This is a genomic window from Serratia sp. CY40230, from assembly GCF_052168835.1.
GTDB classification, from domain to species: Bacteria; Pseudomonadota; Gammaproteobacteria; order Enterobacterales; family Enterobacteriaceae; genus Serratia; species Serratia nematodiphila.
In genome coordinates this window covers 218,591-235,098 of sequence record NZ_JBJNLX010000004.1, presented here as the reverse complement: position 1 = coordinate 235,098, position 16,508 = coordinate 218,591, and the positions used below count along the sequence as shown (strand labels likewise).

Below are 16,508 nucleotides of genomic sequence, written 5' to 3'. Positions count from 1 at the left end.
ATGTCTACGGCTGATTTGTCCCACCTGCACCAGGCGCTGGACCTGCTCGAAGAGCGGGAAGCGGAACTGCTGGTCTGGGGTGATACGGATGGCGCGTTTACCCATGCCGATATCATCTCACTCTTTACCCGGAACCTGCCGTACGAAGATGCCGAGTCGTTACTGGCAGAGTTGCAGAATGCTGCCATGCTCTTCAGCGTCCCGACCAGCAAAGGGGGGGCGCACTACCGCACGCGTATGGCGGAATCGGTCCACTTGTTCCGACACCAGCGTCAATGGTTCCGTGATCAACCGCTTCAGCGAGCCCGGACGTTGGTCGCCGACTACCGTTTCGTCCGTCGCCCGCGCAACTATCCGAAGCGGGAACTTCCGGCGCAAACAGTACTGAACAAATGGGTTGATGTTCTGTGGATGAACGAAATTAAACGCCAAGCGCTTTCCCGACTGATCGGTGACTTTTCTATTGCCGGTTTTCAGGAACGCTCAACCGAACGTATTTTGCGTGCTTGGCACTTTCATAGCAATCATGCTCACGCGAAAGAAGCCACCGGGACTATTGTCTGTGCAGGTACGGGGAGTGGTAAAACGCTGGCGTTCTATCTCCCGGCGCTCACTTCGCTCCTTAATGATATTCAGCGCGACAACGCACAGCGAGTCAGGACGCTGGCACTGTATCCACGTAAGGAACTGCTTAAAGATCAGTTCATGGAAACCTGGGGCAAATGTCGTGAGCTCGACAGTCAGGCCCTGACACTGGCAGGACGCAAGATTCGTATTGGCTCTTTTTTCGGTGACACCCCGTTCAGCCATCAATACGCAACAAAAGATAAAGACAAGGATATGCCCTTTGATTTACTCCGTTGCACCACGCCAAAATGTCCGGGACAAATGCACTGGAAAGCAGAAGATATCAAATTGAAAAGAGAGATTCTTCGTTGTAGCCACTGCGATCATAGCGTAGACAGTGACGAAGTGATCCTGACCCGCGTCTCGTTAATGAAAAACCCGCCTGACATCCTGTTTACCACCACCGAAATGCTCAATCAGCACCTCGGGAACAACCAAGCGAATCAACTATTTGGCATTGGCATCGGCGTAACACCGCCGCCGGTAGTCCTGCTGGATGAAGTACACACCTATGTGGGGAATACTGGTGCTCAGACGGCTTATCTGCTGCGACGCTGGATGCAACTTGCACGCAGTCGCCCCCATTTTGTCGGACTGTCGGCAACGCTGAGTGACGCCGAACGATTCTTCGCTGACCTGGTAGGTGCGCATAAAAAACATGTAGCTCTTATCGAACCGAAGATCCACGAAATGGAAGATGAAGGGGCTGAATATCTACTGGCATTACGCGGCGATCCGGTTTCACAAACAGCCCTCCTCTCAACGACTATCCAGACCAGCATGCTCGCCCGGCGTATTCTGGATACGAAAAGGAAAAAATCGCGCGGTACATGGGGGCAAAAAACCTTCGTTTTCACCGACGATCTGGATGTCAATAACCGACTTTATCATCAATTATGTGACGCTGAAGGTTGGCGGTCGCGCGGTCAATACTTATTCGTTGCAAAACTGCCGCTGGCCGCTCAGCGTCTGGAAACACTGCAAAACAGCCATGCGCTGACTCAGGCAGGACAGAACTGGCGTATCGCGCAGGATATTGGTCACCCACTTGACGAAAATGACCGGGCCATCGTCGCCCGAACGTCCAGTCAGGACGTCGGGGTCGATCCTAGAGCGGAAATAGTGATTGCAACCGCGTCTCTGGAGGTGGGCTTTAACGATCCCTCTGTTGGCATGGTTATTCAGCATAAAGCGCCACGTAACGTTGCCTCCTATTTGCAGCGTAAAGGGCGTGCCGGTCGTTCAAGAACCATGCGTCCGTGGATGGTCGCAGTCCTGTCCGAATTTGGCCGAGACCGTGTCGTTTATCAACGCTATGAAGAACTCATTAATCCAGAGATAAAAGGGCAGTCGTTGCCGATGGGCAACATTCATATCCAGAAAATGCAGGCAGCAATGGCGACACTTGACTGGTTGAGCATGAAGATCCCTGGAAGTAATATCTGGTCATTGCTGAATAAACCGCAGACAAAGCCAGAGTCTCTCGACCATCTTGATCGTATGCTCCACCTGATTACCGCCGTGAGCGAACAACATGCATGGCAGCAGGAGTTGGAGAAGTATCTGTTCTATGCGCTGCGCATCACTGACGAGCAACTTCAGCGCGTACTGTGGTCGCCTCCCCGTTCGATCATGATGGAGTTGCTGCCGACATTAAAACGACAACTCACCACCCAATGGTCGCGGATGGGCCAACCTGAGACAGACCGTTCGACGGGACGTTCCCCGCTTCCGGCCTTTATTCCTTCAGCGCTATTCAGCGAACTCAATCTGCCAGAACTGGAGATCCATCTCGAGCGGAAGTTCAAGAAGCGTGAACATTTGCCCTTTATTCAGGGTTTGAAAGAGTTTGCGCCAGGACGCATTTCTAAACGCTATGCCGTTTATTCCGACAATGAAGTTGACTGGCTGATTCCGGACAGCTTTGTTCCGGTAATGAACTGCGTTTCAAATGTTGATTTTGAAATTGAACAAGCTTTCGGCGATACTTGGCAGCCAGAGTGTGTCATCGAGTGTGAAGGTCAGCCTCCTATTCGGGTCATTCGCCCGATGCAGGTGCTTACGCGCGCGCTACAATTCGAGCAAAATCTCACCGAGAAAAGCAACTCGCAACTGTGCTGGCATACCCTGTTTAACCCTGACGATCAGGCCGATCCGCTCCCCATTCCTGCTGGCCCGTGGATGGACATCCTCCGCTCCATGACATTCTTTACCCATCAGAATATGACACCTCTCGACATCACGCGTTACGCCACCCACGCAACAGCCTCGTTACGCAATAAAACAAAGCAACAGGCGCATGTGAACTTCAGGTGGGTCGACCATGGCGAGACTGTCGGTGTTGGCGTACGGCAGTGGGTGGATGGAGTCCGGCTCAGATTTACGCTTCCGCCCACTCTGCTGCAACGCCTCCGGCATGACCCGGCCATTCAGCGCGCACTACGAACTCTCTATTTCCAGCATCGAATCAAACATGAACCACGTTTCGAATATGACACGTTCACCGCTGACTGGATCTACGAGTGCTACCTGGCTGCGGTTACGCGGGAATTGGTCACGCAGTCGTCTCTGGCAGGCGCTATCGCGGAATTAAAAACCCCGGACGGCCAACGTAGACTGGCTGATATCGCGGACTCTCTCTTCCAGGCAGAGAATATCTTTGAAAATAGCGAGGATGGTGAAGACGACGCCGAAAGCCAGGAACTGCAGCAACATTTGCGCAGCCTGTTTAAAGAGACCGACATCCTTAACATGGTGGACAAGCACAGCGCGATCCTGACTCAGGATCTCAGTGATGATCTCGATTTCCAGAACTGGTTACAGTGCCTGCTGACAACGACCTTTGCCGGAGCGGTCAAACAAACCAGCCACCTGTTACTGCCGGATGTCGATGAGCGCGGTTTGCTGGTGGATACCGAACTCAACGACGAGGTACTGGACGTCTGGCTGACCGAGTCAGAACCCGGAGGTTGTGGAATCATTACCCGTCTGGAAGACGTTTTTCATCAGGATCCAGTCTCCGTACTTAATCTGTTTATTCGTAGTTTTGCCGCCAGCGACTACGAGCAGATCGACTACGACCTGTTCGAGATGCTTTCGCGACTTCCCTCTTCCAACGAACTCCAAAAGGCCTTGAACTCAATACGTAATGCCAGCAACCATTCGCAGCGCCGTGAGGCCAACGCCCACCTCAGAACTCTGCTGAAGGCACAAGGATTTGCACTCAGTCACAGTTTTATGTCAGTGCTGCACACGCGGATCCTACGCCCAGGCAGCCGGGCGTCACATGATGCGCAGATGCTGACATATCTCATCGCATGGCGGGACCTGGAAAACAAAGCCGGATACGAAATTGCTCTGAATATTTTTGCCCATACCCAGGCGACGCAAGAACTGCCTGGCGCCAGTGTGACTAAAGTTTTTGAGCGTTTTTGCAAAATTCAGGGAATGCTCTGGCAGCGAGGTAATGCCATCCGTCAGTCGGTTCTCAGCTATTACAACCCCTTTAAGTCCGGTAACAACCTGACTGAACGACTGCTGCTAAGCTCACTGTTTCAACAAACGGCGTGTATCATCAGCATCAGTGAGAGCGACTGGTTAGCACAGTTACATCACGCCATTACCCAACACGGCTTTGCAGAATTGCATGTGCCGCGAGAGGCTCGCCATCGTATTGTCGAAGTGATCTCTCTGATACAGGTGACCCCGATTGAGTACTTCGGTTTGCATCTCTACCCCCGCGAGTCCGCCGTGGACTATCAGGATGGCAATCTGGTGTTACGTATTGAACTGGCCGAAGCGCTGCTGTAAGGAACGCAGAAATGGAAGAGCAACGACAAATTTTCCTGCATGGCCCACTGGGCCAGCGACATTTGCGGGAAATTCTGAGCGCACAGTTTAGTGGCCTAATCCTCTATCCGGAACTGATCTGGCTGATCTCGCCGTGGATGAGCGACTTCGATGTAATTGATAATCGAGGCGGTCAGTGGAGTTTTCTTGATCCTTCTTGGGGCACCCGAATGATTAGCTTTCAGGAATTACTCGCTACCGCCGTCAACAATGGCTGTCCGCTACGCATCGTGACACGTGAAGACACGCGCAGCGTGGTCTTTATCGAGCGACTACTCGCGCGCTTATCACCCGACCACGACATGCAATATATATATCACGAGAACCTGCACGCCAAAGGGATGCTGACCAAAAACTTCTTTCTGAAAGGCTCCATGAATTACACCTGGAGCGGCGCAAATCTGAACGATGAGCATCTGCTGTTTTCAACCAATAATACGGTTATTTCAGATGCCTTGATTGAATTTAGCGGCCAGTACACCTTTGGAGACACCCATGACTGATACTTCTCAATGGCTGTGTGACTTCTTTGGCGACGGAAATTTACTGAAGCTGGACAGGCTGCTGGAAAACGTTGAAAACGCCTACCCTGCGGACTTAAAAGCCGTCTTACTGCCGCTCTACGAGAGCGCAACTGACGCTCAGTGGCCGATTATTCTGCCCTGGTGCGATGCTCATCGCTGGGTATTTTTTGCCGCAGCAGAAACGGAACGCACCACACTGGAACTCAGCAATGTGCTGAATGCTAGGCTGGGCTCTGCCGATGTTATTGCCGACAGAAAGGTGACTTTAGTCCCGGCGCAAGGAGCGACGTCGCTATCTGAAACGGCTCTGCTGAGACACTGCCCGGCCGGATTTATACGAATCGAATTACTTCCCACAAAACAGAAGGATAAACCGGCAAAAGAGCGGGTCTTCGCTGCGCTCAAAGACGTTATAACACTGTTTCGTGACAGGCCATCAATAGTACGTACTGTCAAGCGCCCCTTTGGGCGGATCTTGAGTGATTTTATTCTGGCAAATAGCCAAAAAGACGAAACCACAAGCGACGCTTTACTACAGGAACTGAAGAACAATGGCGCGCTTTCGCGGCGCAACCTTATGCTGCTCGAACTCCAGCAGGCAGGTAAGTTGGACAGGTGGGACACGCTGCTGAACCACGATTCGCTTGTGGATTTGGTGCGGGGACGCATTCCCACAACTCTAATGAGGATGCTGCTGAAAGCATACCAGCAAGTCTATTTTACGCCCGACAGCCACGGGTATCCGCAGGCCTCCCCGGCGGCTCTTCGCCCGCAATGTCTGGCACTACATCCTCTGTTTACGCAGATGCCTTTCTTATCCCAGGATGACGCTGACATAGTTGCGTGGAAAAGTTGGGCCACCGGTGTGATGCTTATTGGAGAGGTCGACCTGCTCAACGCGTTGCCAGAACGTCTGAAAACCGACTGGCTGAGTGGATTACACACTTGGGCCAGTCGACCGTTCAACGTTGTGAGTCCGCCAGATACGACAGCGACGGTGTCGGTCCCGGATACATTGCAACAGCTTGCCGCATATCTGCAAGCCTCCCTGACAGCAACGCAAGAAGAGATTACCAGCTACGCGCAAACACTCCACACGCTGGATCAGCAGTTGATGGAGCAGGCGATGGCGGTGCCGCTGCTGAAAACACTCATTGAGGAAATCCGCCATCTGAGCAATCCGCAAATCGTGGGCTGGGATATTTGTTTCTCCCGACTGTGTCAGTCAGAAGTCGATAGTAACAACCTAGTGCAACTGGTCGCGCTAGAAAGTGAAAACTGGTCCGCTGATTCGTTTCATGAAGCGACGATGCTCCAGTTACTATCAAGTCAGGTTCCACCAGACGCGTTCCCAATCCTGCGTAACATGATGCCTGCCTTTATTGAATGGCTTGAACGTCATCAACTCAGTCTGAGTAGCACGACGTGGCTGAAGTGGTTGGATGTTCTTGCGATGGAGCAAAGCGTCAGTCAGGCGGACATTAAGCTGGCCGCGATGGCGACGGACCGGTTCCTACAAGGCTCCGTTAGCCAAGAAGCGTACCAACAGTCCGGAGCCATGCTGGAATTGATCGTAGAACGAGCCAGTTCTTTCCGCAACCTGTCTGCGTTGTGCGAGTTAATCGAACTCTTCCTTGATGCTCCGGTGCAGGATCTGGCGACACTCACCTCGCTTTGGCTCAGAGTTCAGTCTTTTGTAGGCGGAATATGGGCACGACTGGATCCGACTACTCGTACTGTTATGCGCAACTTGGCGACAGGAGTGCTAGGGGAAGGTGCAGAGAGCGTATTTCCGGCTGAGAAGGATAGCGGTACGGCAGATGCAGAAGATGAGTTGCCAGACTTATCCGGAGCCAGAGTAGCGATTTATAGCCTGACAGAAGGTGCAGCGAGACGCGCGAAACAGATGCTAGAAACGCTGTTCGCCGGGATCAGAGTGGAGATCTGCCATGTGCACACGGCAACCGATAAGCTAGTTAATCAAGCGAAACAGGCTGATTACTTCATCTTTTCAGCAGGCAGCGCAACTCATCAGGCCTTCTACGCGGTCTCAGCGCAGCGCAGAGATTTAATCTATCCGACAGGTAAAGGTGCGGGGTCAATGCTGAACGCATTTATTACGCATGTTCAGAAGTAGTGGCGTTAAAAGGGGCAAATGCCCCTTTTTTATATATTGTCGTTCGCTGCTTTGATATAACTCGTGACCAGATAATCCGTCACTAATGAGATATCTTTCGACAGATTCTGCAGTTCGTTCCATTTACGGACGATAGGCTGACCATCAATATCTGTGCCGAAGTTCCACACGCCACTGCTCCATGCACAAAGCGGCTTAATTCGGTTTAGCTCTTCGACAAAACGAGTGTAGGAAGGGATCTCAGTCCAGCCAGGTTCACCTTTATAGTCCTGATGAACCTGATCGATTTCATCCATCAAACTGCCAAGCGCAAGAATCCCAACGCCATGTAACAAGCGGGAATAGCGAGGCTTTTTATCCCAGTCGTCAGTAAACACAGTTTCCACAGCCGACCAAAAGTTATTCAACAGTTTCACCATCTTGACTTCATCCCCTAACCCTGTTGCCGGGTCACGGAATCGATACAATGCTCCCTCACGAAGACTGGCATCGATCATTTTGATCATCGAGTTGTCGGCAATAACCCCATCAGGATTGGTCGCCGTCTTGATGCGCCCCGCTAGTGGACCTTCGCCGAAGTTCAGTCGCTGAGTCAGCAGTGAAGGAAACTTACGCATTTGCAGATCGGATGGCAAACGACCGTGGGTATGCGGTGCCAACTCGTATAACAACGTTTTTGGCAACGGTTTTGTAGAGTTAACCAACATAAACTGTTCGCGCTGTTCTTCCGCATCATTAGCGATAAAAGCGGAGACCGGCATCATAAACGAGTCAATTTCCGCATCTCGTAAAGCAGCGGTACGTTGTTGACCATCCACAATAAAGCCTGGCTTCTCAAAACTCTTATCTTCGGAGAAAGGTATTACCAGATGTCCCATGTCGCCATTATCTGTAAGCGGTTCAAAACGCACACGCTTATCAAAAGCGATAATCACCGGGTTTGGTATCATCGGATTTGCGCTCTCAATGTAGCGCTGAATTTCGCGAATATGGTTACGTACTTCTGGACGCTGATAGCCAACCAAATTCTCTTCGCCACGACGAATACGCGAAATCGCTGCAATTTTGCTGATCTGTTTACCTTCTATCGCAAGGCTATAGAGTTGCCTCTCCTCACCCTGTCGGATTCGCAGGGCGGGAACACGATATTCACTCATGACAGTTCCTCTGAGCGTAATGACAATGTGTGCTGTAAACGGTTGTACAACACCTGAATATTATGGAAACCGCGGCGACGGTTACGTTCTGCTCCGCGGAAAATGATGACGTTGATACCGATGGCCTGGCAAATATTGCACTGGCATTGTTTCCAGGGACGTTCTCCCAGCGTACGCTCATAATCCGCACGGATTTTATCGGCCTCTTTTTCACCCGAATGCAAGCGTTCATAGGCCAGGATTGCCTCAAGAGTCTTCTCAAGGGACAAAGCCCCTTTATCGTATTCGAACAGGGCATTCATGGCATCCTTTTCCAGATGCCGTGCAATATCCTGATCAATCGCGCCAGATTTTATTTTGCGACTCAAACTTGGATTCGCATCAAACTGAGGGACACGCACAGCAGTGTAGGCCGGGCCATCAGGCGTATGATAGTTGTTTTTACGATCTTTAAACGCCTGCTGAAGCGGCGTTGTGGAGTCGATACTGGTGACACCCAGACGGATGAAGTCGACGAAGCTTTCCGGTCGAGCAATCCCCAGCAGATGCACCTGGGTATCGCTTTTAAACAGCGGCTTGATCTCTTCCAGAGTCTCGAGGATCTGCGCAGTTTTCAGCGGCACCATACCCCCCATGGTGATATTTTTATAGCCCATAGCCAGCAGTGCTTCTACCGACTGGCGGTAAGATTTCTTACTCCAACCGTGCGCCACGCCAAACGGCGTGAAGCAGTTTTTCTGCGACTTCACCAAAAACTCCTGCGCCAGCGTCAGGGTAATATCCTGACGACGGCGGCATTCTGCCAGTATATCTCCCGAGAACGGCTCACCAGGTTTTTCGTAGCCAAAAACGATATGGTCGAGTGATACTCCGTAGTTAAAGCGAGAAGTTTCGTAGAATTCAATGACCTCTTCCACCCGGTATGGCGGGACATCCTGGTTGACATAGGTGAAGGCTCCGCAATCACCCATAGTTTCCATATTTTCCGGCAACCGGAAAAAATGCTTCATACCATTACGAAAGTAACGTAAGCGTTGGGCACGGGTATATTTGCTCTCACCACCACCAAGACCATCCACAACGGCTTTAGAAACCAGCATACCGTCGTAAGGATGAGGAAAGACCTCATGCGGATAATGATCGTCACGTTGACGCACACGATGTTCGTTACGCGTTTCGCGGAGGAAGTCGAAACTGGGATCGATAAAATCCTGACTATCAGGGAAAAAATACTTTAGCTTCGACAACTTACTCTCCTGTGACGCCACTGCAAAGCCTCAAAAAACGGGGAATTCTATCATGAAACCCAGGCAAGTCGCATTAAGGTTTAGCCTCCATCAGGGCCTTAAACTCAGCCCGGAAACGTTTTTCTTCAAATGAATTTCCTGAGTCACGAAATTCACGCAACGCATGTGTAGCACTCAAACCTGGTTTTTGTTGCATAAGTTTTAAAATGAAAGACTTAACTTCCTCCGGACTGCGGCGAATTCCTTTTTTTATTTCTCGCTCAGGTAATTCTTTGAGTTCTTCAAATAGATTTTTAGAAAGCTCATTCAAATCATTTAGTTGTTTTGATGTAAACTCCTTCACAATATATTTTGCCACACTAACATTGAGCATGAGCATATTACATTTCAACCACCGAGCCATATTTTGGTTTGTTTTAAAAAGATATGCAATCAACCTGTCATTGACTTTTTTTGAGGTTATAATGAGCAATTGTTTTTTTGCATCAACCAGATACCCAAGACCATTAATGATATCTAACTCAATTGCATTAATATAATCTGGAGATCCGCAGATTATATAATAGTCTTTTTTGTTTTTTCTCATTAAATCTAAAATAGATGTAGGATGTTTAGATTTAAACACAGATCTATTGGTTACTTCTCTCCACCATGTTCTATGAAAACTCTTACCTACATATTCTTGAGAATACAATGGTATTGATTCGTCATATCCAACAGCAAAGGTCGCTTTATAGGGTACCACATTGTCTTTGTGGTGAAGGAGTCCTAAGCCAGCAGAAAGAACCCATAAATCAATAGGATAATTATTTAATATCGCTTTAGCTGTCGCCCAGTGCCCACCTTTATAGAGATCCTCTACACATACAGTTGCGGATGTAGATATAGCTTCATTCAGAGCATTGCACCAAGAATTCACAAGCACATTTGAAGGGGTTCGGCCTGATGAAAATTGACTCAGGCTCAATATATCTCCGCTTCCACAGTGTTTGCCATTTGTGCATGTAGTTATTAAGTTGATGTTGCTCACAATCGCTCCCCCAAAACCGTGTTACACAAGCTACCTCAGAAAAGGGGGGAAGACAAGAACGGAGTTGTCAGTCCCTGAAAAAATTTCAGGGACTGATGTTAGTGAGGAATGTACTCGAAATACTCATCCTGAGCGTGTAAACATCTTTGGCATCGTCTCAAAATGCCTTTTTCCTCAAGGGATAGACAAAATCTTCGACATGACTCCAGAAGATCCTCAGAATCTTCATATTTATATTTAGAAATCAAAGCCCTGGCAAGAGTATCGGAACTAAAACCTCCAGTTGAGTGCAATACAATACTCATCGCAAGTTGGGTATCGAAAGTTTTCATAGTGCATCTCTGATGCCGGCAGGATAAATATAGTTATAAAAAAGTATTGATTGAAGTTCAAGATGACTTTGCCAATTCGCACTTAGTAAGCATAACGAACTAAGCTACTTACCAACGTCATAGGGGGTTATGCCCCCTCCCGTTTAGCATCCAGAAATCAGCCCACTACTGCAGCATCCGTCTGCCTTAATCTGGATGCTCGACCTTATGAAGAGATGTACGTTGGAGTCAGTTGACCTTGAGAAAGTTAATATAGCGGGATAGATAGATACTGGATTCCAAAAACAAAAAACCACCTCTCGGTGGCTTCTTGTTCGCGCGGTACTTAATGGTGCCGAAGGCCGGACTCGAACCGGCACGTATCTCTACGGTTGATTTTGAATCAACTGCGTCTACCGATTTCGCCACTTCGGCACTGAAGTAGTATGCGGAAAACGGGTGCATTATACCTTCCCGCGATCGGTGCGCAAGAGTTATCAGGCATTCAATGAGTTAAATGTCGAAAAAAGCGTCACAATCCCCGTTTACCCTCTTCTTGCGGCGTTTACCGCATCTTCCTCCCGCTCTTTCATGCCCCTCACCCCAAAACCGCAGAACAGATCACAATTTCACCAAATGATGATTTTAAAGCCATATGAAAGAGAATAAGGTAAATAAATAAAATCAAATGAAAATAAAAGAAGGATAAACGCAATGAATGAAACAACACGACGCATGGCCAGGTTGATCGATCTGAGCGCGGTGCAGGCCACCAATACCGAGGAAGACGTGCGTCACTGCGCCGCGCTGGCCAGCCGCTATCGCATCATCTCGGTGCACGTGCTGCCGTGCTGGACGCGTTTCCTCAGCACCCTGCTGCCGGAGCGCGGCCAGGCAGATGTGATGATTGGCGGGCCGGTCGGCTTTCCCGGCGGTGGGCAGACCACCGATCTCAAGGTGCAGGAGGTGCGCCAGCTGATCGCCGAGGGCGCGCGCGAGGTCGATATGGTGGTGAACATCGGTAAGGTGCTGTCGGGGGATTACGGCTACGTGCGTGAAGATCTGCGCCGGGTAGTCGAGGCCGCCGCACCGGTGCCGACCAAAGTCATTCTGGAGACGCACTATCTGAACGAGCAACAGATCCGTCGGGTGTGCGACATCGCGGTCGAGGTCGGCATGGCCTGGGTGAAAACCTCCACCGGCTGGGCACCGACCGGCGCCACGGTAGAGAAAGTGGCGATCATCGCCGATCAGTTGCGTGGCCGCATCCAGATCAAAGGGGCCGGCGGTATTCGCGATCTGGACACGGTGCGCGCGTTGTTTCGGCTGGGCGTACGCCGCTTTGGCATGAGCGCGGCGGCCACCCAGCGCGTGCTGGAGCAGCTCGAACAGGATCCAGGCCTGTTCCCGGAACTGAACGATAACTAATCTTGCGCGATCCCAGCGCACGCTTCTGCGGGTGGCCCGCGCCATCCGCCACGGGAGTGATAACAATGAAAGATTTACTTCTTACCCTTGATATTGGCACCGGCAGCACCCGCGCCGGGCTGGTCACCAACACCGGGGAAATCCTTGGCTTCGCGCAGCGCGAGTACGAGCAGATCACGCCGCAGGCCGGTTGGTCGGAACAACCGCCTTCACTGTGGTGGCAGTGCGTCTGCCAGTGTACGCAGGAGCTGCACGCGCGCTACGCCGAATACTGGCCGCGTATCGCCGCCGTCGGTGCCTGCGGGCAGATGCACGGCACGGTCTTGCTCGATGCCGATGGCGAGCTGGTCGTCGATCGCGCCATGCTGTGGAACGACAAACGAGCGCAGCCGCAGGTGGCGCGCTTTAGCAACCAACAGCCGCCGCAGCTCTGGTTGAAACTGTTGAACAATCCCCCTACCGCCGCCTGGCCGGCGTTCAAGCTGGCCTGGCTGCGCGAGCATCATCCATCGCAGTGGGAGCGCATCGCCACGGTGTTGATGCCGAAGGATTACGTCAATTTCCGGCTCTGCGGCGTACGCGCCACCGACTACAGCGAAGCCTCCTGCTATTACCTGATGGACAGCGCCACGCTGCAGTGGTCGCCAGAGGCGCTGCGGCAGTTCGGGCTGCGCGCCGATCAGCTACCCGCCATCCATCTTTCCAGCGAGGTGATTGGCCACATTACGCCCGCAGCGGCAAGCGTTACCGGTCTGCCACCGGGGGTGCCGGTGGTAGCGGGCACGGCGGATATGGCCGCTACCCTGCTCGGTTCCGGCGTCTATCAGGCCGGCATCGCTTCCGACAGCACCGGCACCTCCACGCTGCTCACCGTGGTCTCGGAACACCCGCTGCTCTCTGCCAACGTCAACAACCTGCACCTGGCCAACTCGGCCTGGGGCGGTTTTACCCTGCTCGATGCCGGTGGCGACGCCATGCGCTGGGCGCGTTCGGCGCTGAGCGCCGGCCAACTCAGCCACCAGCAGATGCTCGATATGGCGGCCGAGGTGCCGCCGGGCGCCGAAGGGCTACTGTTTCTGCCCTATCTGACCGGCGAGCGGCTGGCGAAACACACCAACTCACGCGCGCAGTTCTTCGGCCTGCAGCGCAAGCATAGACAGGCGCACCTCTACCGCGCGGTACTGGAAGGCGTAGCGCTGGCCTCCCTGCGTAATCTGCAGCAGCTCAGGCGCCACGCGCAGGAACCGGAGGCAATGATCGCTTCGGGTGGTGGCGCACGTAGCCCGCTGTGGCTGCAGATCAAGGCCTCCGTCTACAACCTGCCGCTACTGCAAACGCGCAATCAGGAGAACGGCACTACCGGCTGCGCGATAGTCGCCGGGGTCGGCGTCGGGTTGTTCAGCAGTTTCGCCCAGGGGGTGAGCCGCACCGTCAGCATCGAGCGCGAATTTACCCCCGATCTGCGCCAACACGAACACTACCTGCGCTGCTTCGAGCTGTTCGAACAGCTCTACCTCCAGGCGCAACCCCTCTACGAACAGCTTGACGTTATTAGCTCGTTCTCTTTTTCTCCGGATGAAGGAACACCGTAATGAGCGACTCTCTGATTAACAAAGGCGACGTGGCGCAACACGCCGCGGCCGAAAACATCGACCGCAGCGCCTATCTGCCCGCCACGCCCTGGCTGCAGCTGATGCTGGTCTGCTGCCTGTTCGCCCTGTGGGGCATGGCCGGCAACCTGAACGACATCCTGATCGCCCAGTTCAAGAAGGGGTTCGATCTGTCGGATACCCAAACCGCGCTGGTGCAATCGATCTTCTTCCTCGGCTACTTCGTGATGGCTCTGCCCGCCGCGGCGGTGATCAAACGCTACTCGTACAAGGTGGCGATCGTGATCGGCCTGTGCCTGTACGCTCTCGGCTGTTTCCTGTTTATCCCGGCAGCGCAGATCATGACCTACGGCGCCTTCCTGGCCTGCCTGGGAGTGATCGCCACCGGGCTGTCGTTCCTGGAAACCTCCGCCAATACCTACTCCAGCCTGCTGGGGCCGCTGGAAACCTCCACCCAGCGCATCAACTTTTCGCAGATCTTCAACTCGCTGGGGATCATTTTTGGCGTATTGATCGGCCAGCAGCTGGTGTTCGGCAAAAACGATCCCAGCCACGCCGAGCTGCTGCAGATGCCACCGGCGGCGGCCGAAGCGGCACGCACCCAGATGGTGTCGCAGGTAGTCACACCTTATCTGATCATCGGCAGCGTGCTGATCGTGCTGGCGCTGATCTTCGTGGCGGTGAAATTCCCCGCCTGCAAAACCCAACGCTCGCATCAGGGAGCGGGCAAGCCGCTGATGCAATCGCTGAAGATCCTGCTGGCGCTGCCGCGCTTCCGATTGGGGGTGCTGTCGCAGTTCCTGTATGTCGGCGCGCAGGTAGGGCTTTGGAGCTTCACCATTCGTTTTGTGCAGATGATTGAACAGGGGGCAAGCGAGCATTCGGCCACCTACTGGCTGTTGGCCACGCTGGTCTGCTACTCGGCCGGCAAGGTGGTCACCACCGCGCTGATGAAAAAGTTCAGCCCGGCGCGGTTGCTCGGCGTGTTCTGTTCGGTATGCGTGCTGCTGTTGCTGCTGGCCGTCAACATCCAAAGCCTGCTGGCGGTGGTGGCGATCATGGGCGTCAACTTCTGTATGGCGTTGTGCTGGCCAACCAACTTTGGCCTGACGATCAAAGGGCTGGGCGAAGAAACTCAGGTGGCCGGCTCGATCGTGGTGATGTCGATCATCGGTGGCGCGGTAGTGCCATTAATCATGGGCATCATCTCCGATCTCAACGGCGGCGATATGCAGATCGCCTTCGCAGTGCCGCTGGTCTGCTTCGCCTACGTCGCCTTCTATGGCTTCTACTGCGCGCGCAAGGGGATTTGATATGGCACACCGGATTAATGGGTTGATGCACGTCGGCCTGCGCTGCGCCGATATCGAACGAGCCGCCGGCTTCTATCGTTCACTCGGTTTCGAACCCCGGCAAACGCTGGCGCTCGGCGGCCCCGTCACCGTACAGTTTTTGCAGTTAGGTGAGCTAACGCTGGAGTTATACCAGCTGCCCGCCGAAGGGCTGATTCTCCCCGTCAACGCCTATGGTATCGACCACATCGCTTTGCGGGTCACCGATCTGGCGGCCACGCAGCGTTGGCTGGCGGATCTGGGGTATCCGGTGATTGAAGGACCGACGCTACAACCCAGCGGCGCCAACGGCGTGCGCTATCTGATGATCGCCGGGCCGGACGGCGAACGAGTGGAGTTCAGCCAGCCGCTGTAATGTTTCTTACCACATAGCATGAGGCCTGATAGCTGTTATAAACCATCAGGCCACATTCGCTTTTTTGTCAGCTCACGCGTCTTTATAGCCATGGCTCGCCGCTTGTCGGGTTATGCTTGTTACTCCCCCGATCTATGTAAACGATGCCAAATAATCCCGAACCGGGATAACAACGCTGAAAATAATTTCAGCCCAATAATTCAGCCAATAAAAAATATGTTTGCACAACATTCCGACAACACTATTTTTTCATCTACGACAGTCATAACTGGAATAAGTCAATGGGAACGGGGTTGTCAGGGGAGAGATGTTATTTCTTGAGATGGGATTTTATCTAGAACCAACAGAAAATAGCGTGCATACGTAACAAAACAGCAACCCAAAGCTAAAAACCAGCAGAGAACACTTGCCTCTGCTGAGTTGATAGCTTTAAGATGGTGTAAGAAAATTTTCCCTGGTGTTGGCCGATCTTGGCAGCCTGACCCTACGAGGTCAGGTTTTTTTTTATGTTTTTTCATCAAAAATTGACTAGAAAAGTGTATCGCCTTAGGGAGTTAGAAGCTAGTTAGACTAAAGTATAGTACCCTACTAGACCTTCATCAGTTCAGTTGGGTTATTATTTCACATAGCGGAAATCGGGTGCTAGCACTATTTTTCACTCTGTATCCCAGCCGCCACGGCGTTCTATCAAAACCACCACACATTGCTCATTTCACATAGCAGCCCAACATACCCGCAGAACCATCACGAAATAGCACCGTTCCTGTCATTACAATAATGTGATCTCTATCAGATATTTTTTAAGATCGGACTTGGTCACGCAGGAATAAAGGCCCGAGGCATACTGTAGAAATCACACTGGCCGCCATTTTCACGCTTAT

The 16,508-nt window shown here is 52.3% G+C and carries 10 protein-coding genes and 1 tRNA gene; 7 read left to right on the top strand and 4 right to left on the bottom strand.

Annotated elements, in window-relative coordinates:
• From dpdJ to dpdD, 3 genes are read left to right on the top strand one after another with little or no spacing between them, the layout of a single operon-like run.
• Window positions 1-4,437 carry a protein DpdJ gene (gene dpdJ / locus ACJ8IJ_RS15730; RefSeq protein WP_442518784.1) on the top strand — a complete coding sequence of 1,479 codons (4,437 nt, stop codon included), beginning with the start codon at window positions 1-3 and terminating at the stop codon, window positions 4,435-4,437.
• An 11-nt stretch (window positions 4,438-4,448) separates the two neighbouring features.
• A complete protein-coding gene (dpdK, locus tag ACJ8IJ_RS15725) occupies window positions 4,449-4,979 on the top strand; it encodes a phospholipase D-like domain-containing protein DpdK (protein ID WP_442518783.1) in 531 nt (176 codons plus the stop codon).
• Entirely contained in the window at window positions 4,972-7,137 is a 2,166-nt protein-coding gene (dpdD, locus tag ACJ8IJ_RS15720; RefSeq protein ID WP_442518782.1) for a protein DpdD, read from the top strand. The genes dpdK and dpdD overlap by 8 nt, the downstream gene beginning before the upstream one ends.
• 29 nt (window positions 7,138-7,166) lie before the next feature.
• Here dpdD and dbpB read toward each other — a convergent pair whose 3' ends face one another.
• The 4 genes from dbpB to ACJ8IJ_RS15700 form a co-directional block, all read right to left on the bottom strand.
• Window positions 7,167-8,294 carry a DGQHR domain-containing protein DpdB gene (gene dbpB / locus ACJ8IJ_RS15715; RefSeq protein ID WP_442518781.1) on the bottom strand — a complete coding sequence of 376 codons (1,128 nt, stop codon included), beginning with the start codon at window positions 8,292-8,294 and terminating at the stop codon, window positions 7,167-7,169.
• Window positions 8,291-9,541 carry a tRNA-guanine transglycosylase DpdA gene (gene dpdA, locus ACJ8IJ_RS15710; RefSeq protein ID WP_442518780.1) on the bottom strand — a complete coding sequence of 417 codons (1,251 nt, stop codon included), beginning with the start codon at window positions 9,539-9,541 and terminating at the stop codon, window positions 8,291-8,293. Before dpdA ends, dbpB begins: the two co-directional genes overlap by 4 nt.
• Window positions 9,542-9,614: 73 nt before the next feature.
• Window positions 9,615-10,466: a hypothetical protein gene (locus ACJ8IJ_RS15705; RefSeq protein WP_442518854.1), complete on the bottom strand. Its 852-nt coding sequence runs from the start codon at window positions 10,464-10,466 to the stop codon at window positions 9,615-9,617.
• 766 nt (window positions 10,467-11,232) lie between these two features.
• Window positions 11,233-11,317: transfer RNA gene (locus ACJ8IJ_RS15700), tRNA-Leu, on the bottom strand.
• Window positions 11,318-11,596: 279 nt separating this feature from the next.
• Between ACJ8IJ_RS15700 and deoC the strand changes: the two genes are divergently transcribed.
• The 4 genes from deoC (at window position 11,597) to ACJ8IJ_RS15680 (ending at window position 15,627) form a co-directional block, all read left to right on the top strand.
• On the top strand, window positions 11,597-12,310 hold the full coding sequence (gene deoC, locus ACJ8IJ_RS15695) for a deoxyribose-phosphate aldolase (RefSeq protein WP_337055618.1): 714 nt from the start codon (window positions 11,597-11,599) through the stop codon (window positions 12,308-12,310).
• A gap of 65 nt (window positions 12,311-12,375) precedes the next feature.
• Window positions 12,376-13,902: a xylulokinase gene (locus ACJ8IJ_RS15690; protein ID WP_442518779.1), complete on the top strand. Its 1,527-nt coding sequence runs from the start codon at window positions 12,376-12,378 to the stop codon at window positions 13,900-13,902.
• Window positions 13,902-15,233, top strand: coding sequence for an L-fucose:H+ symporter permease (fucP, locus tag ACJ8IJ_RS15685; protein ID WP_115435468.1), 1,332 nt, complete (start codon window positions 13,902-13,904; stop codon window positions 15,231-15,233). The genes ACJ8IJ_RS15690 and fucP overlap by 1 nt, the downstream gene beginning before the upstream one ends.
• A gap of 1 nt (window position 15,234) precedes the next feature.
• Window positions 15,235-15,627 carry a VOC family protein gene (locus ACJ8IJ_RS15680; protein ID WP_176063748.1) on the top strand — a complete coding sequence of 131 codons (393 nt, stop codon included), beginning with the start codon at window positions 15,235-15,237 and terminating at the stop codon, window positions 15,625-15,627.
• Window positions 15,628-16,508 lie beyond the last annotated feature (881 nt).